Source organism: Mucilaginibacter sp., from assembly GCF_041088075.1.
Lineage (GTDB): Bacteria > Bacteroidota > Bacteroidia > Sphingobacteriales > Sphingobacteriaceae > Mucilaginibacter_A.
On sequence record NZ_JBGCVY010000017.1, the window covers coordinates 16,498 to 37,205 of the forward strand.

Below are 20,708 nucleotides of genomic sequence, written 5' to 3' on the forward strand. Positions count from 1 at the left end.
TAACTAACGCTTGAAAGAAGATCCCTCCTATCGTCGGGATGACAGCACACAAATTCAACCCAAATAGAAAGCCCTTCAATACAAATACATGAAACTCTTCTCCTCCGTAAACGATGTTGCCGATATAAATGCACTGGTAAAAGAAGCATTGGATTTGAAAAAAAACCCTTTCGCTTTTCAGCATTTGGGAAAGAACAAAACGCTGGGTTTGGTTTTCCTGAACCCAAGTTTACGCACACGTATGAGCACGCAAAAAGCGGCCATGAATTTGGGCATGAACGTGATGGTTTTGAACATTGACAAAGAAGGCTGGGCGTTGGAATTGCGCGATAACGTGGTGATGGACGGCACAACGGTTGAACATATCCGCGAAGCAGCGGCCGTCATCGGGCAATATGTGGATATTTTGGGACTTCGCTCTTTCCCCAGTTTGCAAAACCGCGATGAAGATTACGGCGAAGTGATCTTTAACAAATTTGTGGAGTTGTGCGGCGTTCCGGTGGTGAGTTTGGAATCGGCAACGCGGCATCCGCTGCAAAGCCTGGCCGATTTAGTTACGATTGAAGAACTCAAAACCACGTCTCGGCCAAAAGTAGTTTTAACCTGGGCGCCGCATGTAAAAGCGTTGCCGCAAGCCGTTCCAAATTCTTTTGCCGAATGGATGTGTAAGGCCGATGTTGATTTTACCATCGCTCATCCGGCCGGGTTGGAACTTTCTACCGAATTTACGCAAGGTGCAACCATCACCCACAACCAAACTGAAGCTTTGCAGGATGCAGATTTTATCTACGTCAAAAACTGGTCGGCTTTTGAGCCGTATGGGAAAGTGATCCCGGGAAACGAGGATTGGATGATGACGAATGCAAAACTCAAAAACACAAACAACGCTAAAGTGATGCACTGCTTGCCGGTTCGCCGCGATCTGGAACTGTCCGCAGAAATATTAGACGGGCCAAATTCTATCGTGATAAAAGAAGCAGGCAACCGCGAATGGGCGGCGCAGGCGGTTTTAAAACGGATGCTGGAAGCGATGTAATTACTCCAATTGGGGCGAATGTAAAGGCTGCTTTTTTACGAAAATATCTGTTACTTTATTTAAGGTGAGCCCTTGCACCACGACAGAAAAAATCACTATAAAATAACAGCCAGCTTCAATTACTTCTTTGTACCTGCTGTTTGGGATAGATAAAGCCAGCGCAATAGAAATACCACCGCGTACGCCAGCCCAGGTTAAAATCCCAACATTGTTATAATTTACATTTAATGTCCTCCGCAAAAAAACTACCGGAACTGAAATACTTAACCCTCTTGCTATCAAAATAATTAAAACGGCGCCGATGCAAATAAGCCAATAATGGGTTAAAAAAGGCATCATCACGATCTGTAAACCAATCATCACGAACAGGATGGTATTGAGTAGTTCATCAATAATCATCCAAAACTTCTCCAAAAAATCGTTCAACTTGCCGGAAGGATCTTTGCCAAAGCGCAAATTGCCAATTAAAAGCCCGGCCGATACCACGGCTAAAGGAATAGACAAATGCAGTTTGTTGGCGAGAACGGAAATCCCCATCACCAAAGCCAGCGAAACCATGACCAGCGTTTGAAAGTCGTCCACTTTACGCATCACCCGATAAGCAATAAAAGCCAAAAAAGTGCCCAACGCAATCCCGCCAAAAACTTCCTGTGCAAATAAAGCGGCAATTTTGGAGGGGTGAACCTGATCGCCGGTTTGAGAGATATATTCTAAAACAGAAACAAAAAGGATCAGGCCGATGCCATCATTAAAAAGGGATTCGCCGGTGATGATCGTTTCTAAATGCTTTGGCATGTTTGATTTTTTTAAGACTGCCGAAACCGCAACCGGGTCTGTCGGCGAAATTAGCGCACCAAAAAGCAGGCAATAAATAAAAGGGATTTCAACCTTGACCAAATTGGTAAGCCAGTTAAAAAGCACCCCGAAAATAAAGGTAGAAAGCACCACGCCAACCGTACTTAAAATAAACACTGCCCCGATCTGTTTTTTAAGCTCTCCCCAATTAAAACGAAGCGCGCTTGCAAAAAGCAGAAAGCCAAGCATGGTGTTTAACAGCGTTTGCGAAAAATCTATATGGTTGTTTAAACCGGTAAGGGTTTTAAACAACACCGGAAAAACTTCTCCGGTAAAAACAGCAATAACAGAAACCACAACAGCAATACTGATGACACCGATTGCGCCGGGCAGTTTAAAAAACCTGGCGTTAATAAATGAAAAAACAGCGCTTACCACAACCAGTATGGTTGTAATTATAAATGTGTCCATAAACAAATATAATGAAAGAAGGCAAAGACGGATTGTTTATGGGCATTATAAATGGTTTTTTCAAAATTCTTTTTTATTACTCCAACTCAAACAATCGGGGCTTAAAATGCTTTTTTTATGGCAATAAATTTTAAACTTAAACCAGCATAAAATGATAGATCCAAAAGATGCAGTTCTCCGCGACCTGGACGACCAGGGAAACCCCGATGACAACAACCGGGTACATGACGATGTGGGTTTTTTGGGCGATGAAGAACAAGACACAGCAGGCGACAACGACACACCAACACCAGAAGGACACCAAATACCAAAAGCCATGACGATAGAACAGGAAGGCGAAAAGCCTTGGGAAAACACCAGCGGAACCACTAATCTAACGGAAGAACAGTTGGAAAAAGTGCCTTCCCCATCCACCAACACACCGGAAGAAAATGCCGCTGCCGAACAACCTGAAACGGAAGGCGCCGGTTACCGCGAAGAGCCAGACCAGGCAAAAGTAGGCGGAGAAGAATAAGCCCGTTTTTTTGATTTAACAGTTGTATAAACTTTTTTCTGGGTTGATGCTTCTTTTACCCTATAAAAATTGGTGAATATATTTAGCCTGAACAAACCAAAAACCAGGCATACCAATTTTTAGGTGGTAAAAGAAGCATTGCGTAAAGTACAAAAGAATAAGTTTGAACAAGTTTTTAGCTGAAAACGCAATTGGCCGCAACCCGGCTTGTTGCGTTTTTTTATTTCCGATTTGTATCTTTGAACACAAACCCGAACAGAATTTACCTTGCTATGCTGGTTTTACTTATTACCAATATTAATTTATCAAACCGGTAAATGCTTAGCATAGACGAGATTAAGAAACCGATAGCTGCCGAAATTGATGTTTTTGAAGATAAGTTCAAGGCATCAATGCACAGTTCGGTTCCGCTGCTCGACCGCATCACCCATTACATCGTAAAAAGAAAAGGCAAGCAAATACGGCCGATGTTTGTTTTTTTTAGTGCCGGTTTGTGCGGCGGGATCAATGAAGCTACGCATCGCGGCGCAGCTTTGGTGGAACTGCTACATACCGCAACTTTGGTGCATGATGATGTGGTGGACAACTCCTATCAGCGGCGCGGTTTCTTCTCCATCAATGCGTTGTGGAAAAACAAAATTGCGGTTTTGGTTGGCGATTATTTGCTTTCAAAAGGCTTGCTGCTTTCGCTGGACAACAATGATTTTTCACTGTTAAAAATAGTATCCGAAGCGGTAAAACAAATGAGCGAAGGCGAACTGTTGCAGATTGAGAAAGTGCGGAAAATGGATGTGGGCGAACCGATTTATTACGAAGTCATCCGGCAAAAAACTGCTTCTTTAATTGCTTCGTGTTGTGCCTGCGGTGCGGCTTCTGCCGGTGCAAATGCAGAAACGGTTGAACGGATGCGGCTTTTTGGGGAGAAAATCGGCATAGCTTTCCAGATCAAAGACGATATGTTTGATTTTGGTTTGGATGATGTGGGCAAACCTTTGGGCATTGATATCAAGGAGAAAAAAATAACGTTGCCGTTAATTTATGCCTTAAACAAAGCATCCAAAATTGACCGCCGAAACATCATCAACCTCGTTAAAAACCACAACGAAGAACCCAAAAAAGTAGCTGAAATTATTGCTTTTGTAAAAGGTTCCGGCGGCCTGGCTTATGCTGCTACCCAAATGGCCAAATACCAGGAAGAAGCTTTTTCAATTTTAAACACTTTCCCGCCAAGTGAATTTAGAACTGGTTTGGAACAGTTGGTGCGCTTTACTACAGAGCGCAAAAAATAGGTGGTAAAAGAAGTATTGCTAATTACTTGCTTTTTTATTTTCAAAACCCTTACTTTTAAATAATGCTTCAAACACATCCTGTTGTTCAGCATTTATAAACCTATTTTTTTTGCTGTCTTGATTTATTTTTTTCCTGGAATTTATCAATAAAACGAAGTTATGTTAAAACTTATCGTCCTCCTCTTATTATTGTTTACGCTGAAAAGTAGCACATATGCCCAAGACGCAAAAACGGATTCGCTAAAAACCGCAACGATTGCTGTTACAGATGCAGACAAATATTTAAAAATCAATAAAAAGATTAGAAAGGCTTTTCGGCATAAAAACCTTAACAGTACGTCGGATTATTTTAAGCCTACTTTGCAAACTACCAGCAATCCAAAATTTCTTGCTGATTCTAATTATGTAAAAGTTTATCGGCATACCGCTTTTGAAAGTACTGTTTACCAGATTCCGCTTAATAGAACTAAGGTTGTTATAGTAGTTGTGGTGGTTGCAGGTGTTGTAGTAACAGTAATAGTTATTGCAAAAATAGCAGAAAAAATAGGGAACGGTTTAGCTAATTTTCTTGGTGGTGTTAAATAACATTACACCATCACCCCTTTCATCAGCATCAAAATAGAATCTACATATTCCCTATTGTTGGCCAAACGAGGCACTTTATGCTGGCCGCCCAATTTGCCTTTTTGTTTGAGCCATTTATAAAAAGTACCATCGGCAGCTAAATGAACGGTTGGCCGTTTTAAAGCCATGTCCCTAAAACGTTTGGCATCGTAATCTGAGTTTATTTTGCGCAGGGTTTCGTCCAGCAAATCCACAAAACGTTCAAACTCAACCGGTTTTTTCTCAAATTCGATGATCCATTCGTGTCCGCCGGCTTTGCTGCCGTCAAAATAAAGCGGCGCTGCGGTGTATTCGCGGATGATGGCACCGGTTTGCGTACATGCTTCTTTTAAGGCCCTTTCGCTGTTGTCAATAATCACTTCTTCGCCAAAAGCATTGATAAAATGTTTGGTGCGGCCGGTAATGCGGATGCGAAAAGGCGAAAGCGACGTAAACTGAACCGTATCGCCGATCATGTACCGCCACAAACCGGAATTGGTCGAAATGATCAACGCATAATTTTTCCCAATTTCCACTTCGTGCAGCAGCAGCGTTTTCGGGTCGTCATCAAACAAATTTTCAATTGGCAGGAATTCGTAAAAAACGCCGTAATCCAGCATCAGCAGCATTTCTTCCGAATCCGATTCATCCTGAATCCCAAAAAACCCTTCCGAAGCATTGTATGTTTCCATGTAATACATCGCATCACTTGGAGCTAATTTTTTAAAATGATCACGGTAAGGCGTAAAAGAAACGGCACCATGGACGTACAATTCCAAGTTTGGCCAAATCTCCAACAGGTTATCTTTTCCCGTCAATTCCAGCAAACGTTTAGCCAACACAATATTCCAGGTTGGCACACCGCTAATGGCCGTAACATTAACTAATTTAGTAATGTTGGCAATCTTTTCGATCTTCTCTTCGTAATCCTCAATCAGTGTAATGGCCAGTTCAGGCGTTCGGTAAAACTCGGCCCAAAGCGGCAAATTTTTCAATAAAACAGCAGAAAGATCGCCATAATAAGAGTCGGTGTTGAGTTGATTGATTTGATGGCTTCCGCCTAAAACCAGCGTTTTACCGGTGAATAATTTGGCTTCCGGGCGGTTGTTGCAATATAGCGTGATCATGTCTTTGCCACCTTTAAAATGGCATTCTTCCATCGCTTCTTCGCTTACGGGGATGAATTTGCTGCGGTCGCTCGTGGTGCCGGACGATTTGGCAAACCATTTTATTTCCGAAGGCCAAAGCACGTTTTGCTCGCCTTTCATCATCCTTTCGATGTAAGGTTTTAACGTATCGTAAGTTTGGATTGGAAAACGCTGCCGAAAATCATCCGCATTTTCGATATTTTTATAGCCGTACTTTTTGCCCCATTCGGTGTTTTCGGCACTGGTGATCAGGTTTTCAAACCATTCTTCCTGCACCTCATTTGGATATTTGATAAAAAGCTCGATCTGGTGCATCCGCTTTTTCATGATCCAGGTAACCAACGAATTGATAAAAGTCATAAAGCCTGTTTAAAATTTGTTCAATCTGTTTTGTATGCTTCTTTTATCGGCCTAAAAATGGTAAACATGCGGTTTTTGATTTGGTTAAATTGATGCAAACTCCAATTTTTATAGGGTAAAAGAAGCATTAAGGTTTTTTCCCGAATAAATTTAAACAGGCTCATGTAATTTAAGCGAAAGTTTTTCTTTTTAAAACGAAGTTGGAACCCAAGTATAATTTACGCACAATCGGGTCTTCGGCCAGCACTTCCGGTTCGCCGTAACGCAAAATCTTGCCTTCAAAAAGCAGGTAAGCGCGATCGGTGATGGATAGAGTTTCCTGCACATTATGGTCGGTAATCAAAATCCCAATGTTGCGCGTTCTTAATTTGGCCACCATATATTGGATTTCTTCTACCGCAATCGGGTCAACGCCGGCAAAAGGTTCGTCGAGCAGGATAAACTTGGGTTCGGCAGCCAGAGCGCGTGCAATTTCAGTCCGGCGGCGTTCTCCTCCCGAAAGCAAATCGCCGCGGTTTTTGCGCACTTTTTGCAAACTAAATTCTTCGATCAGTTCTTCCAGCTTGTCTTTTTGTTCAGCCTGGTTCATTTTGCCCATTTCCAAAACCGCTTTGATATTGTCTTCTACCGAAAGTTTTCGAAAAACTGAAGCTTCCTGCGCCAAATAACCAATCCCTTTTTGTGCCCGGCGGTACATCGGCGCATCGGTGATGTCTTCGTCTTCCAGAAAAATTTTTCCTTCATTTGGTTTGATTAAACCCACAATCATGTAAAAAGAAGTGGTTTTTCCGGCACCGTTCGGCCCCAGCAAACCTACAATTTCGCCTTGCCGCACGTTAAAAGTAACATCGTTAACAACGGTGCGCTGCTTGTATTTTTTGATTAAATTTTCTGCTCTTAAAATCATAGTTCATTCTGATGCTGCACCTTCAATCCGAATCCCTTTCAAATTTAATTGCAGGGTTTTCTGTTCGCGCCAAACGTTTTCTTCGATGGTATAACAAATATCAAACGGCATACTGTTTTTAATGGCATAAATATAGTCGCCCATGCCAAAACCGATACAATTGAAAATTGGCGTTCCTTCCTGCATTACGCAAAGTTTAAGGTGTTTTTCGCCCACCAGGTTTATATTGCCGCTAACATACACATTTTTGGTGATGAAAACAGGTGCCATATTTTCCGGGCCAAAAGGTGCAAACTGCTTTAAAATCCGTACAAAACGCGGCGTAATTTGGTTTAAATTGATTTCCGTATCAATCCTGATCCGCTGTACCAACTGTTCTTCTGTAATTACCGAAGCCACAATTTCTTCAAAACGTTCGCTAAACGCCGTTACATTTTCGGGCAATAAAGTTAAACCGGCCGCATATTTATGGCCGCCAAACTGCAAAAGCAAATCGCTGCAGCCACACAACGCTTCGTACAAATCAAACCCATAAACAGAACGTGCAGAACCGGTAACGTGGCCGTTGCTTTTGGTAAGCACAACCGTTGGCCGGTAATATTTTTCGGTCAGGCGCGAAGCCACAATCCCAATAACGCCTTTGTGCCAGTTTTCCTGAAAAACGACGGTAGAACGGCGGTTAATGAGCAGCGGGTTTTGGTCAATCATGTTCAAAGCCTGGCCTGTAATGCTCAAATCATGCTCTTTTCGTTCGTTATTTTTTAGGTTGATGGATTCGCCGAAATCAAAAGCTGAAACCGAACAATCCGCAATCAATAAATTAACGGCATGTTTAGCATCGTCAATCCTTCCGGCGGCATTAATACGCGGGCCGATGGTAAAAACCAGATCAGAAACGGTATAATTTTCGGCTTTTCCGGCAACGTTCATCAACGCTTTTAAGCCGATGGAAGGATTGGTGTTGATTTTTTCGAGGCCAAAAGCAGTAAGCGTGCGGTTTTCACCATTGATATGGACGAGATCGCAAGCAATGCTTACGGCAACCAAATCCAGGTAACAAGTTACTTCTTCAAACGGAATATCGTTTTTCTCCGCATAAGCCTGGATCAATTTAAAACCAAGGCCGCAACCGGAAAGCTCTTTGTAAGGATAATCGCAATCGCTTCTTTTTGGATCCAGAACGGCAATGGCCTGCGGCAGTTTTTCGCCCGGCAAATGGTGGTCGCAAATAATAAAGTCAATGCTTCTTTTATCGGCATAAATTACTTTTTCTACTGATTTGATGCCGCAATCCAAAGCAATAATCAAACTGAAATTGTTCTCGGCAGCAAAATCAATTCCGGCGGTAGAAATGCCGTAACCTTCGGTATATCGGTTTGGAATGTAAAAGGAAATATTTTCGTAACGCTTCTTAAAAAACTGATACACAACAGAAACGGCCGTAGTTCCGTCCACATCGTAATCGCCATAAACCAATATTTTTTCGTTGTTGCTGATGGCTTGCTCAATCCGAAGCACGGCTTTTTCCATGTCCTGCATCAAAAACGGATCGTGCAGATGGCCTAAATCCGGCCGGAAAAAATATTTGGCTTCCTCAAAAGTGGTTATGCCGCGCTGCACCAGCAAATTGCTCAGCACTTCGTCAATTTGCAAAGCTTCCGCCAAAGCCAAAACCTGTCCGCGGTTTCCTTGCTCCTCCAAAACCCATCGCTTTTGCATATCTTTAAAAAAGTTTAAACAGTAAAGATAGTTATTGGCTTATCATTAAATAAGTTTAAACTCATTTTAGCATTGCTATGAATATTTATGCCCTGGGCGAAGGTTCTTTTTCTGTTGATTCTACCAAAAAATTTGTCCCTTTTAACCCGCTGACCAATAACCCGCAAGACCGAAAAGGTTCCATCTTCATCCACGTTCAACCGTTTTTGCTCAAAACCGAACACGATTTAATTTTGATGGATGCCGGTTTGGGCTTTAAAAACCCGAACGGCGAACTGATGCTGCACGATAACATCCGGAATGCGGGTTTTGAGCCGGAAGAGGTTACGCTGGTTTTGATGTCGCACCTGCATTACGACCATACGGGCGGTTTGGTGATGGAACGAAACGGAAGAATGGAGCCGTCTTTTCCAGATGCCGAACACGTGATCCAGCGCGGCGAATGGGAATTTGCTTTCTCCGGAAAATCAACTTCTTACCGGCAACCTATTTTTGAAGTTTTGCAACGATCAGCCAACATCACTTTGGTGGAAGGAAGCGGAGCTTTTAGAAATGGGGTTTCGTATGAGTTAACCGGTGGACATACGCCTTTTCATCAGGTTTTTAAGATAGAATCGGCAGGAAAAATTTATTTTTTTGGCGGCGATGTTTTGCCGGAGCCGGAACAATTGATCAGAAGGTTTGCGGCGAAATATGATTTTGACGGAAGAAAATCCATGGAACTGCGCGAACGTTTTGGCAAACAAGCGGCAGAAGAAAATTGGATATGCTGTTTTTACCATGCAAAAAACCTTGCGATTGGCAAGGTTACTTTAAATGATGGGTTTTCGGTAAAAACGTTAGACAGTTAGCGCTTATTTTAATTTTGTTCGTTAGTTTTTCTATGCTTCTTTTATCACCTAAAAATTTGCATTACTGCTTTTTGGTTTGTGTAGGCTAATGAAACACCAATTTTTATAGGGTAAAAGAAGCATTAACATTTTTTCATGTAAAAATCTGGGCAGTTAACCAACGTGTACTTTTGCGCCGCCAAATACTTCTTTTATAGACTCTATATTAAGTGGCTTGGAGATAAAGTTGGCTACAGAGCTAAACGACCTTGCTTTATCAATATCATTACTAAAAACAGACGAGGACAGGATGTAAATCGTAATCCTTTTGTCGGGGTCTAAATTTGATGATTTATATTCCTCCAAAAATTCCCAGCCGTTCATGATCGGCATATTAATGTCCAACAAAATATAATCAGGAATTTGCTCCGGATGGTTGTTAAATATATCCTTTAACCGGTTTATTGCCAGACGGCCATTCAGGTAAGTTGATATCTCTGCATCGGCAAATCCCTTCCTGATCAGTTTAACGGTAATGAAATTATTTATCTCATCATCGTCAACCAGCATAATATTAACAGGCTTCTGATTCACATTCATATAAGTTTGTACGAAAGTAAAAGCATGAAAGTTCGGTACATGCATAATAAATTTTTTAGCACCTTAATAAAATTACAATCTCAAACGGCACAAAACGTTTTTCTTTGGATGATAGAAAAATAACGTGCGCTTAATATCCAATAAAAGATATTAATACTATTACGTTGAAATTAGAAAAGCAGATTTTTTTTGTAACTCTAAATGACTTCTACATTACATTTACACACTTATTCGGTCAAACTTTCTTCAAAAGCATAACTTTCCAAAGGCGGGCAGGTACAGATCAAAGTACGGTCGCCGTGCGTATCATTCACACGCCCAACAGAAGGCCAGAATTTAAAAGCAGCAACATAAGGCAGCGGGAAAGCCGCTTTTTGCCGGGTGTATGGATGCTCCCACTCGTTATCGGTAACCACAGCAGCGGTGTGCGGGGCGTTTTTCAACGGGTTGTTTGCTTTATCAGAAATACCGTTTGCCACATCTTCGATTTCATTTCTTATCGAAACCATCGCATCACAAAACCGGTCAAGTTCGTGCTTTGGCTCTGATTCTGTCGGTTCAACCATCACCGTTCCGGCAACCGGAAAAGAAACCGTTGGCGCGTGGAAACCATAATCCATCAATCGTTTGGCAATATCGGTTACTTCGATACCAAAGTTTTTGAATGCGCGGCAATCTAAAATCATTTCATGTGCACAACGTCCGTTTGCCCCGGCATACAAAACCGGATAATGTTTTTCTAAACGGGCTTTGATATAATTGGCGTTGAGGATAGCATAACGTGTTGCATCCGTTAAACCCTGGCCGCCCATCATGGCAATATAGGCATGAGAAATCAGCAAAATAGAAGCCGAACCCCAGGGCGCTGCCGAAACCGCCGGAATAGATTTCCCTTGTTCGATATCAACCATCGCATGTCCTGGCAGAAACTGCACTAAATGTTTGGCCACGCCGATTGGCCCCATCCCCGGGCCGCCGCCGCCATGCGGAATGCAAAAGGTTTTATGCAGGTTGAGGTGGCAAACATCGGCGCCAATATTAGCCGGACTGGTTAAGCCAACCTGCGCGTTCATGTTGGCGCCATCCATGTAAACCTGGCCGCCGTGTTGATGGATAATATTGCAAATTTCGATGATAGATTCTTCAAAAACGCCGTGGGTTGAAGGATACGTAACCATCAAACAAGAAAGATCGTTGCTGTATTGTTCGGCTTTGGCTTTCAGGTCGGCTACGTCTATGTTTCCGTTATCATCACATTTTACCACGATGATTTTCATGCCGGCCATGGCTGCCGAAGCCGGGTTTGTTCCATGTGCAGATGAAGGGATTAAAGCGATGTTACGGTGATGGTTGCCATTGGACTGATGATAAGCGCGGATAACCAGCAAACCGGCATATTCGCCCTGTGCACCGGCATTTGGCTGTAAGCTCATAGCCGCAAAACCGGTAATTTCGCTCAGCCATTGGTTCAACTCATCAAAAATCTGCATATAACCGCCAACCTGGTCGGTTGGTGCAAACGGGTGCATTTTGCTAAATTCGGGCCAGGTAACCGGAACCATTTCTGTGGTTGCATTTAGCTTCATAGTGCACGAACCCAACGGGATCATCGAATTGCATAAAGAAAGGTCTTTCGCTTCCAATGATTTGATATAACGCAGCATTTCGTGTTCAGAATGGTGCGTACTGAAAACCGAATGGTTTAAAAATTCGGAAGTACGCTGCAATGCTGTCGGAACCGGTGTTTGTAATGCTTCTTTTATCGCCTCAAAATTGGTATCGGCCAAAGTTTTTCCTTTGGCTTTGGCGAAGATTTTAACGATGGTTTGGATATCATCCGCAGAAGTGGTTTCATCCAAAGCAATAGAAACCGATGAATCTTGATAATAAAAATTCATTTCCTGGTTTAAAGCTTCAGCATGAATGGTATCTTTTAACTGACCAGCTTCTAAAGTAATGGTATCAAAATAAACCTGGTTTTGCTGCTGATAACCTAAAGCCTTCAGCGATCCTGACAGCAAAACTGTCAAACCATGAATCCGTTCTGCAATCAGTTTTAAACCCTCGGCACCATGATAAGCGGCATACATGCCAGCCATGATGGCCAGCAAAGCCTGCGCCGTGCAAATATTGGAAGTTGCTTTATCTCTGCGGATGTGCTGCTCGCGGGTTTGCAAAGCCATACGCAAAGCGTAATTTCCGGCATTGTCAATCGTTACACCAATGATTCGACCGGGAATGCTTCTTTTATAGGCATCTTTTGTGGCAAAAAAAGCAGCGTGCGGGCCGCCAAAACCCATCGGCACGCCAAAACGCTGCGTTGTGCCAACCACCACATCTGCGCCCCACTCGCCCGGCGGCGTCAATAGCACCAAACTCATCAAATCGGCAACTACGGTTAATTTGATGTTTTTTTGGTGAAGGGAATCGGCAAAACTCCAGTAATCATAAACTTCGCCGTTTGAGGCCGGATATTGAACGATGGCACCAAAAAAACTATCATCCAAATCAGCCGTTTGATGATCGCCGATAACCAGTTCCAGATCCAAAGGCTGAGAACGGGTTTTTAAAATATCAATGTTTTGCGGGAAAACTTCCGCAGAAACAAAAAACTTTTTGGCTTTGGCATTTTTGCGCAAACTGTATTGCATAAACATCGCTTCGGCCGCCGCCGTTCCTTCATCCAGCAACGAAGCGTTGGCAATTTCCATTCCGGTCAAATCAATTACCATCGTCTGGAAATTCAACAAAGCCTGCAAACGGCCTTGCGCAATTTCGGCCTGGTAAGGCGTGTATTGCGTGTACCAGCCTGGGTTTTCCAAAATATTTCGTTGGATAACGCCGGGAACGATCACATCGTAATAACCTTTTCCGATAAAAGATTTAAAGACTTTATTCTTGGAAGCGGTAATTTTTAAGCTGTTCAAATAATCAAATTCGCTTTTTGCGGCAGGAAGGTTTAGCGGTTTTTTTAAGCGAATAGCCGCCGGAATGGTTTGATCAATCAGTTCATCAACCGAATCAAGGCCAAGCGTTTTAAGCATTTCCCGGGTTTCGGTTTGATTTGGGGCAATATGGCGGTGTTGAAATTTTTCCTGGTAATTGATATTTAACTTCATGTAGTTTGCTGGATGAATTGAAGGCGCAAAGGTAAGGCTTTGGGTTTTGACGGTCAATGTTTTGTGCAATCGTTACAGGAGATTTACATAAAATTTTGGAATGCTTCTTTTAGCACTGTTTTTTTCGGATGGATAAAAAAGCGAAAACCTGTTGCACTGATTTTTGCACGATAAAAGAAGCATCAACAACGGAAAAAACTTTACGCCAAACACCGCTTGTACATCTGTATCGTGTTTTCCAAACCCAAATACAAAGCATCGGCAATCAAAGCATGGCCAATACTTACTTCCAGCAAGCCGGGGATGTTTTGGGCGAAGTATTTTAAATTGTGCAAATCCAAATCGTGGCCTGCATTTAAACCCAAGCCTAACTCCACTGCTTTTTCCGCAGCTTTTATGTAGGGCGCAATAGCTTGTTCTTTGTTTTGATGGAAGTTGGAAGCGTAGGCTTCGGTGTACAATTCAATTCGGTCTGTTCCGGTTGTGGCCGCAGCTTCTACCATTGCTACAACCGGATCAACAAAAATGGAAACCCGGATATTTTGTGCCTTAAAAACAGCAATGATTTGTTTTAAACAATCCTGGTTCTTGAGCGTGTTCCAACCGTGGTTGGAAGTGATCTGGCCTAAAACATCGGGAACCAAAGTAACTTGTGCCGGTTTGTTGGCCAGTACCAAATCCACAAACTTTTGTTCCTGGCAATTACCTTCAATATTAAATTCGGTGGCAATTACTTTTTTCAGGTCGAAGACATCCTGGTAACGGATATGCCGCTCATCAGGCCGCGGATGTACGGTGATTCCTTCGGCGCCAAAACGTTCGCAATCCAAAGCTACTTTTACCAAGTCAGGGTTGTTGCCGCCGCGCGAATTGCGCAAGGTTGCTATTTTATTGATGTTTACGGAAAGGTGCGTCATGCTGGTAAAAGTAGGGATTTGGAAAGATGTTTGGAGGGATGCTGTTTTTATCGCCTAAAAATTGGTGTGGTTTTATTCTTTCAAAAGAAACCATCGTTTTGGGTAGTGTAAATTGAACTGTTGTACGTTTACTAAAGCAAAAAACGCATGGATTAAGGCCGATGAACTGTTGGCAATAGATACAGCCTGACACGTCCTGCCCCCATTTCGTTTTTACATCTCAAGACCGAATAGTTCGCCAGGCTTTTGCAATTTGCACATCTGAAACAACATATATTGATGGCTATGTTTCAAAGGCATGGAAAGTTCAATTATTATTACGCTTATTCCAAAAAAGTTTTTACATTGGGCTTAATTATATTAAATCGAATTTGTAACAGACTAACATGACTGCCGCTACTTTGGACGATGGAAAAGCACTGTTGCTTAAATTGAAGCAGGGTGATGAGCGCGCGTTCAAAATTATATATGACAGCTATAAATTCCGCCTTGCCGGAAACCTATGTAAACTCTTAAAATCTAACGATCTGGTAAAGGATATTTTACAGGAGCTTTTTTTAAAAATTTGGGAAACCAGAAACCAAATTGACCCGGAAAAACCTTTTAAATCTTATTTATTTCATATCGGTCAAAATCTGGTTTATGACTATTTTAGAAAAGCTGCCAAGGATAAACGGCTGCTCCTTAAATTGATGGCCGCTACATCTGATCTGTATCAGCACATTGAAGAGGACATTACGCGTAAGGAAAACTCCGAAATCTTTCAGCGCGCAATTGATTTGATGCCGCCGCAACGCAAACAAGTATTTACTTTATGTAAACTGGACGGCAAAACTTATAAAGAGGTAGAAAATATAATGGGCATCAACGGCAAAACCATCAGTAGCCACATGCTAAAAGCCAACAGGTTTTTAAAAAACCGGTTTCAACCACCCTCTAATGCTGTAGTGCTGACTTTGTTAGGCTTTCTATTAAACCGCTTGTAAGGGTTCCTTGGTTTTAGAGCCGGTTTAAATTTTGTTCAAGTTATTTCCTGTGCTTATTTTATCACCCAAAAACTGAAAATTTTCATGCTTGTTTTAGCATGAATTGCCAAAACAAGTTTTATAGGCATAAAAGAAGCACTGTAATTTTTTCTGATATAGAAGTTGTTTAAACTTTTTTCTGGCCCCTCTTTTTCCGGCTGATGCTTCTTTTACCCTATAAAAATTGGTGTTTGCATCAGCCTAACAAATCAGAACAAATTGCCCACCAATTTTTAGGTGATAAAAGAAGCATGGTGTAAAGCACAAAAAAATAAGTTTAAACAAGTTCATAAATATAAACAGGCCCTAAAACTTTTTTAAATTAATTTGCAATCAGACTAAGGATTTTTTTGCCCAGCTCCGTATTGGGTTAAAATCAAAAGTTGAAAGATACCCACCGAACCACTTTACTTTTTGAAAAGTACTTAGCTAACAATTGCTCTTTGGAAGAAACCCAGGAGTTGATGAAGCACTTTGAACTTGGCAAGCATCAGCATTTACTAAAAAAGATGATTGTTGATGCGCTTAGCAAGGAAGATGAAAGCCACTCCAATCACTTGGAAATAACTAAGATTGTTGCCAAAGTTGATGCTGATTTGTTTACACATATCCATTCAATTACCAAAGCGGCTACGGTAAAAAAACAACGAAATAAGCTCATTTGGTTGCGTACAGCGATGGCAGGGGCCGCAGCGCTGCTGTTAATTTTTACCGGCACCTATCTTTATAATCATAACAAAGACAGCGTTGGCAATAAAGATTTTTCTGCCGTTTCAATTATTTCCCCTGGCAGAAGCGGTGCAACTTTAACCCTTTCCAATGGAAAAAAAATCTTGCTGTCAGATGCTGTAAATGGCAAAATTGCGGCAGAGCAGGGTGTTAATATTATAAAATCTCCTGATGGTAAATTAATATACAGCAACCAGACATCCCTTAGCCTTCCGGGCAAAACGAATACATTATCTACTGCCAACGGAGAGACCTACCGATTGCGCTTGCCAGACGGTTCTTCGGTTTGGTTAAATTCTGCTTCGAGCTTGACGTTTTATACAATGTTAAACGATAACGGCAAGCGCGTGGTAAATTTAACGGGAGAAGCATATTTTGAGATAGTTAAAGATAAAAAGCATCCATTTATAGTTAAAACAGGCAAACAGAACGTTGAGGTTTTGGGCACCCATTTTAATATCAACAGCTATAACGACGAGCCTGCTATTGTTACTACATTATTAGAAGGATCTGTAAAGGTGAAGGCAGGGCAGCTTGTTTATATGCTTAAACCTGGCGAACAGGCATTAAATACGGGCAAAAGTATAGCTGTACGCAAGGCCGATGTAGAAAATATTATAGACTGGAAAGACGGGGATTTTTTTCTTGATGGCGTTGCGTTTAAAACAGCTATGCGGAAAATCTCCAGGTGGTATGATGTGGAGGTAGTATATGATTCATCCGTTTCTGACAACATTAAATCTGGTGGCTGGATCTCAAGAAAAAATCCGCTATTGACCGTTTTGAAATCAATTGAATCATCTGGACAGGTGCACTTTAAAATTGAAGGACGAAAAATATACGTAACAAAGTAACATCCATTCCGCGACAAAAACAGATTTGAGTATTTTATTAACCACTAAAATTTAAACTATGTAAAAATCAAAAGACAACAAAGCCAAAAAACAAACCAGAAGTGCTTGGAACACTCCTGGTTGTGGTTAGCAACAATCAACAGAAAAAATTAACCGTTTAGCGTCAAACGTCCCTTTCATTATCAAATTGAGGCAGTTTGCCAAAAATTAAACCAACTACTAATGTATAAAATTTATACTAAAATTCCGGGTACACCTAACATCCTGTACCGTAAAATTTTGCGGGTTATGCGATTAACTACGGTCTTAATAATTGCATCTCTAATGCAGGTAAGCGCAACCACGTTTGCGCAAAAAATTACTTTAAGACAAAAAAATGTAACGTTAACATCTGTGTTAAAAGAGATTAGGGAACAGAGCGGTTTTGATTTTTATTATAATTTCAACGATATTTCAAAAACGCAAAAGGTAAGTGTCAACTTTGAAGGCGCTAGGTTAGATGAAGCGCTAGTTACTGTTTTTAAGGGGTTAAATTTAACATTCTCGATCCAAGGCAAGATAGTTTCCATTAAAAAGCAACCAAATGCCATTCTTGTAAAACAGGCCATTGATGTTAGGGGAACCGTAGAAGATGCAGAGACGGGCAATACGCTTTCTGGCGCTACAGTTACGGTTAAAAACGCTGGTAAGTCTACAGTTACAGATAAGGATGGCGGTTTCTTTTTAGCAGGGTTAAATAAAAACGATACCCTTAGGGTTACTTTTATTGGTTATCTACCCAAAGAAGTAGTAGTTTCGCAGAATATTTTACAGGTAAAACTTACCGCCGCAATTGGCAGCCTAAACGGGGTAGATGTGGTAAGTACTGGCTATCAATACATCAAGCCAACCCAAATAACAGGGGCAACCGCATCAATAGGTACTAAAGAGTTTGAATCCCGTATCAATACTGATTTTCTGTCAGGGCTGGTAAATAAGCTGCCCGGTTTGGTAATCAATAATGATGTTAGTTTTAACAGCAACACTTATACCGGTAACAATAGAAATGGGTTATTTAATATTCGAGGCCTCTCTACAATTACAGGCAATCAAAACCCCCTGATCGTACTTGATGGTTACCCTACAGAACTGTCGCTCAATGACATTAACCCTAACGAAATCCGCTCGGTAACTGTTTTAAAGGATGCTGCGGCCGCAGCGGTTTATGGCGTAAGAGCTGCCAATGGTGTAATTGTGATAGATCGCAAACAAGCAAAAATTGGAGCAACCCGATTTTCTTTTCGTACTACTGTTGGCATTAAGCCGAGGGAAAATTATAGTGGTTACCGCTGGGCGCCAAACGATACCTATTCAAGATATGTGAAAAGTGTTACTCCGCCGCTCCCTTATCAATTTTACCCCCAGTATAATATTCCCTTAGATCCGGTTTCTTCTATCATTTACCAAAATATCTCCGGAACGCTTTCAAAAGAGGATATGAATCAGCAGCTTGCAGACTTATTATCTTACAATAACAATGCAGACTATAGCCACACGTTTACCAGGCCTGCTGTTACCCAACAATACAACTTAGACGTTAGCGGGGGAACCAATAAAGCACTTTATTACTTTACCCTCGGCTATTTGGGCAACGATCTTACTCAAATTAAAAATAATAACAGACAACTGCAGTTTAGTGCGCGAACCGATTTTAATTTCACCGAAAAATTATCTCTTCAACTTACCACCGATTATCTAGACAGAACCGTAAATGATGTTCCTGTACCTGATATAAGCCAACTTTACTCGTTTGAGCGTTTTAAAGATACACAAGGCAATCCCGCACCAACGTATAACGGGTCTAACAGCAATTATGTATTCAACAAAAATCAAATCCCGTTGGGGTATGCAGATAATCTTTATTATCCTTTGGTAGATGTTAACGAAATTAACACCAATACTCATACTATTGATAATCGCTTTACCCTTAACTTTAAATATTTGATAGGAAATGGGTTTAGGCTGAGTTTTGGAGGTATTTATGAGAGTTCCAATACAAGCCAAAATTACAATGCGTCCGGACAGTCTTCCGTTGTTAAACAACTTATTAACCGCTACACGGATCCCAGCACCAGCCCATTTACATTAGGTATTCCTAATGGAGGGTATTTACAGGAAACAAATCCAAAGCTGACGAGTTTTACTGCCCGAACGCAACTTGACTACAATAAAAATATTGGGAAAGACCATTTTCTAAACGCAATTGCCGGTGTGGAAGTAAGGCGCCTGATTAATCAGTTATCTTCGTCACCTTTTTTCGGCTACAACAGCCAAACACTCATCTCGCAACCGGTAAATTATAACGACGTTGCAAATGCGCCTCCAAATTACAACTATTATTTTAACCCAACACTTGGTTACGGCGACTTGTTTAAGCAGCAGTATACAGACGACCGTTACGTGTCAGCTTACTTTAATGGCGTATATACCTTTAAACAGAAATATTCTTTTACAAGCAGTATTAGGATAGATCAATCTAATATTTACGGTCAGGACCCGAAATACCGTTACAGGCCACTGTGGTCTTTCGGCGCAGCCTGGAATATTGACAGGGAAAATTTCGTTAAACATATTGACTGGCTTACCTCACTAAAACTAAGGGTAGCAGAGGGTATTAGTGGCAACGTTGCAAAAGCAAGTTTGCCACAAACTATTGCAAATGCAACCCTTAACTATGTAACGGCTTCTACTTCACCTGCACTTACCTTAGCTACGCCAGCAAATAGCGGCTTGCGATGGGAAAAAACCAACACATTCAACACCGGTATTGATTTTACGCTCTTCCGCAGGATAAGCGGCAGCTTTGATTATTATAACAAAAAAAGCAGCGACCTCTTGGGAAATACCCAGACAGATGCAACAAAAGGGATTTCCGGGGCTTTGATTAACCAGGCAAGTTTAAGGAACAGGGGATTTGAGATTAACCTGCATGCCGACTGGATTACCCGATCAAATTTTAACTGGAACACCGGGTTTACACTTGCAGGAAATACTAGTAAGGTTTTAGATATATATCAAAGCTCCCAATATTTTAGGGGTACCCGTCCAACAATTCTTGCGCAAATGTTAGGTGGTTATGTTAAAGGTTATCCATTAGGGCAGCAGTTCAGCTTTCGATATGCTGGACTGAGCAATACCGGTGTACCAATGGTATATGGCCCCGATGGCAAAGTAGCTCAACTTAATACGAACGACAATCCTGGCAACGATTATTTTGAGAATACAGGCAGCTATATTCCAAAGTATAACTTTGGGCTGAGCAACCGCATAGATATAGGCAACTTTTATGTTTATGCGATGGTTACTGCCTATACTGGATTTAAAGTAAGAACACCTTATCCTTCTCCTAATGACATTAGACCGATAAGCGGCTCTGAAAATTTTTGGCAGAAACCTGGCGACGAGCTGAACCCAAATGAAGTAGTGGGAAAATTAGACGGTATTCCGGGTGTGTTCTATTCTAATATTATCCCTTATTTAAATACCTATACGGTCAACGGTTCATACCTCACATTAACCGATGTAAACATATCGTACAATCTATTAAAAGCAAATTTTATTAAAAATCTTGGGTTCAGCAACTTTGAGGTCAAGTTGCAGGCTTCCAATCTATATACCGTGGGATTTAACAAGTATAACTTGAGCCAGGCAACAGGGTCTTTTGCCAAAAACTATTTAACTCCTACTTACACATTAGGTTTATTTACAAATTTTTAATGAAGTTGTTTAAACTTTTTTCTGGCCCTCTTTTTT

15 protein-coding genes and 1 pseudogene are annotated in these 20,708 nt (G+C 41.4%); 8 read left to right on the plus strand and 8 right to left on the minus strand.

The genetic code is table 11. The features are described from left to right. Positions 1-88 precede the first annotated feature (88 nt). Complete coding sequence (locus V5804_RS02970) at positions 89-1,036, plus strand: acetylornithine carbamoyltransferase (RefSeq protein ID WP_369589880.1); 948 nt, start codon at positions 89-91, stop codon at positions 1,034-1,036. On the opposite strand, the gene V5804_RS02975 is transcribed toward V5804_RS02970, so the two are convergent. Beyond that, a complete protein-coding gene (locus V5804_RS02975; protein WP_369589881.1) occupies positions 1,037-2,302 on the minus strand; it encodes a cation:proton antiporter in 1,266 nt (421 codons plus the stop codon). Between the two features lie 151 nt (positions 2,303-2,453). On the opposite strand from V5804_RS02975, the gene V5804_RS02980 reads away from it, so the two are divergent. Together V5804_RS02980 and V5804_RS02985 are read left to right on the plus strand one after the other, a co-directional pair. Then, entirely contained in the window at positions 2,454-2,816 is a 363-nt protein-coding gene (locus tag V5804_RS02980) for a hypothetical protein (RefSeq protein ID WP_369589882.1), read from the plus strand. Positions 2,817-3,133: 317 nt separating this feature from the next. Beyond that, a complete protein-coding gene (locus V5804_RS02985) occupies positions 3,134-4,105 on the plus strand; it encodes a polyprenyl synthetase family protein (protein ID WP_369589883.1) in 972 nt (323 codons plus the stop codon). On the opposite strand, the pseudogene V5804_RS02990 reads toward V5804_RS02985, so the two are convergent. Continuing rightward, a pseudogene (locus V5804_RS02990) lies at positions 4,078-4,197 on the minus strand (hypothetical protein); the annotation flags it as partial. The gene V5804_RS02985 and the pseudogene V5804_RS02990 overlap by 28 nt on opposite strands. A 67-nt stretch (positions 4,198-4,264) precedes the next feature. Between V5804_RS02990 and V5804_RS02995 the strand changes: the two are divergent. Then, positions 4,265-4,690, plus strand: a complete 426-nt coding sequence (locus tag V5804_RS02995) for a hypothetical protein (RefSeq protein ID WP_369589884.1) — start codon at positions 4,265-4,267, stop codon at positions 4,688-4,690. Positions 4,691-4,692: 2 nt separating this feature from the next. Here the strand turns inward: V5804_RS02995 and V5804_RS03000 are convergent, their stop codons facing one another. From V5804_RS03000 to recJ, 3 genes are all read right to left on the minus strand, one after another. Then, positions 4,693-6,216: a GH3 auxin-responsive promoter family protein gene (locus V5804_RS03000; RefSeq protein ID WP_369589885.1), complete on the minus strand. Its 1,524-nt coding sequence runs from the start codon at positions 6,214-6,216 to the stop codon at positions 4,693-4,695. Positions 6,217-6,385: 169 nt separating this feature from the next. Next, positions 6,386-7,123: an LPS export ABC transporter ATP-binding protein gene (lptB, locus tag V5804_RS03005; protein WP_369589886.1), complete on the minus strand. Its 738-nt coding sequence runs from the start codon at positions 7,121-7,123 to the stop codon at positions 6,386-6,388. A 3-nt stretch (positions 7,124-7,126) separates the two neighbouring features. Beyond that, a complete protein-coding gene (gene recJ, locus V5804_RS03010) occupies positions 7,127-8,842 on the minus strand; it encodes a single-stranded-DNA-specific exonuclease RecJ (RefSeq protein WP_369589887.1) in 1,716 nt (571 codons plus the stop codon). Between the two features lie 77 nt (positions 8,843-8,919). Between recJ and V5804_RS03015 the strand changes: the two genes are divergently transcribed. Continuing rightward, positions 8,920-9,693: an MBL fold metallo-hydrolase gene (locus V5804_RS03015; RefSeq protein ID WP_369589888.1), complete on the plus strand. Its 774-nt coding sequence runs from the start codon at positions 8,920-8,922 to the stop codon at positions 9,691-9,693. A 153-nt stretch (positions 9,694-9,846) separates the two neighbouring features. Here V5804_RS03015 and V5804_RS03020 read toward each other — a convergent pair whose 3' ends face one another. The 3 genes from V5804_RS03020 to V5804_RS03030 all read right to left on the minus strand — a co-directional run bounded on the left by V5804_RS03020 (position 9,847) and on the right by V5804_RS03030 (position 14,308). Then, entirely contained in the window at positions 9,847-10,272 is a 426-nt protein-coding gene (locus tag V5804_RS03020) for a response regulator (protein ID WP_369589889.1), read from the minus strand. 227 nt (positions 10,273-10,499) lie between these two features. Beyond that, positions 10,500-13,391: an aminomethyl-transferring glycine dehydrogenase gene (gene gcvP / locus V5804_RS03025; RefSeq protein ID WP_369589890.1), complete on the minus strand. Its 2,892-nt coding sequence runs from the start codon at positions 13,389-13,391 to the stop codon at positions 10,500-10,502. A 200-nt stretch (positions 13,392-13,591) separates the two neighbouring features. After that, positions 13,592-14,308, minus strand: coding sequence for a pyridoxine 5'-phosphate synthase (locus V5804_RS03030; RefSeq protein WP_369589891.1), 717 nt, complete (start codon positions 14,306-14,308; stop codon positions 13,592-13,594). A 386-nt stretch (positions 14,309-14,694) separates the two neighbouring features. On the opposite strand from V5804_RS03030, the gene V5804_RS03035 reads away from it, so the two are divergent. From V5804_RS03035 to V5804_RS03045, 3 genes are all read left to right on the plus strand, one after another. After that, the gene (locus V5804_RS03035) at positions 14,695-15,294 is read left to right on the plus strand and encodes an RNA polymerase sigma factor (RefSeq protein ID WP_369589892.1); all 600 of its coding nucleotides are present in this window, start codon (positions 14,695-14,697) and stop codon (positions 15,292-15,294) included. A 422-nt stretch (positions 15,295-15,716) separates the two neighbouring features. Next, positions 15,717-16,916, plus strand: coding sequence for a FecR family protein (locus V5804_RS03040; RefSeq protein WP_369589893.1), 1,200 nt, complete (start codon positions 15,717-15,719; stop codon positions 16,914-16,916). A 222-nt stretch (positions 16,917-17,138) separates the two neighbouring features. Next, complete coding sequence (locus V5804_RS03045) at positions 17,139-20,672, plus strand: SusC/RagA family TonB-linked outer membrane protein (RefSeq protein WP_369589894.1); 3,534 nt, start codon at positions 17,139-17,141, stop codon at positions 20,670-20,672. The last annotated feature ends 36 nt before the right edge of the window (positions 20,673-20,708 follow it).

Coding starts and splice junctions, on each gene's coding strand:
- V5804_RS02970 (WP_369589880.1), top strand. CDS start 89: ATGAAACTCTTCTCCTCCGTAAACGATGTTGCCGATATAAATGCACTG.
- V5804_RS02975 (WP_369589881.1), bottom strand. CDS start 2,302: ATGGACACATTTATAATTACAACCATACTGGTTGTGGTAAGCGCTGTT.
- V5804_RS02980 (WP_369589882.1), top strand. CDS start 2,454: ATGATAGATCCAAAAGATGCAGTTCTCCGCGACCTGGACGACCAGGGA.
- V5804_RS02985 (WP_369589883.1), top strand. CDS start 3,134: ATGCTTAGCATAGACGAGATTAAGAAACCGATAGCTGCCGAAATTGAT.
- V5804_RS02995 (WP_369589884.1), top strand. CDS start 4,265: ATGTTAAAACTTATCGTCCTCCTCTTATTATTGTTTACGCTGAAAAGT.
- V5804_RS03000 (WP_369589885.1), bottom strand. CDS start 6,216: ATGACTTTTATCAATTCGTTGGTTACCTGGATCATGAAAAAGCGGATG.
- lptB (WP_369589886.1), bottom strand. CDS start 7,123: ATGATTTTAAGAGCAGAAAATTTAATCAAAAAATACAAGCAGCGCACC.
- recJ (WP_369589887.1), bottom strand. CDS start 8,842: ATGCAAAAGCGATGGGTTTTGGAGGAGCAAGGAAACCGCGGACAGGTT.
- V5804_RS03015 (WP_369589888.1), top strand. CDS start 8,920: ATGAATATTTATGCCCTGGGCGAAGGTTCTTTTTCTGTTGATTCTACC.
- V5804_RS03020 (WP_369589889.1), bottom strand. CDS start 10,272: ATGAATGTGAATCAGAAGCCTGTTAATATTATGCTGGTTGACGATGAT.
- gcvP (WP_369589890.1), bottom strand. CDS start 13,391: ATGAAGTTAAATATCAATTACCAGGAAAAATTTCAACACCGCCATATT.
- V5804_RS03030 (WP_369589891.1), bottom strand. CDS start 14,308: ATGACGCACCTTTCCGTAAACATCAATAAAATAGCAACCTTGCGCAAT.
- V5804_RS03035 (WP_369589892.1), top strand. CDS start 14,695: ATGACTGCCGCTACTTTGGACGATGGAAAAGCACTGTTGCTTAAATTG.
- V5804_RS03045 (WP_369589894.1), top strand. CDS start 17,139: ATGTATAAAATTTATACTAAAATTCCGGGTACACCTAACATCCTGTAC.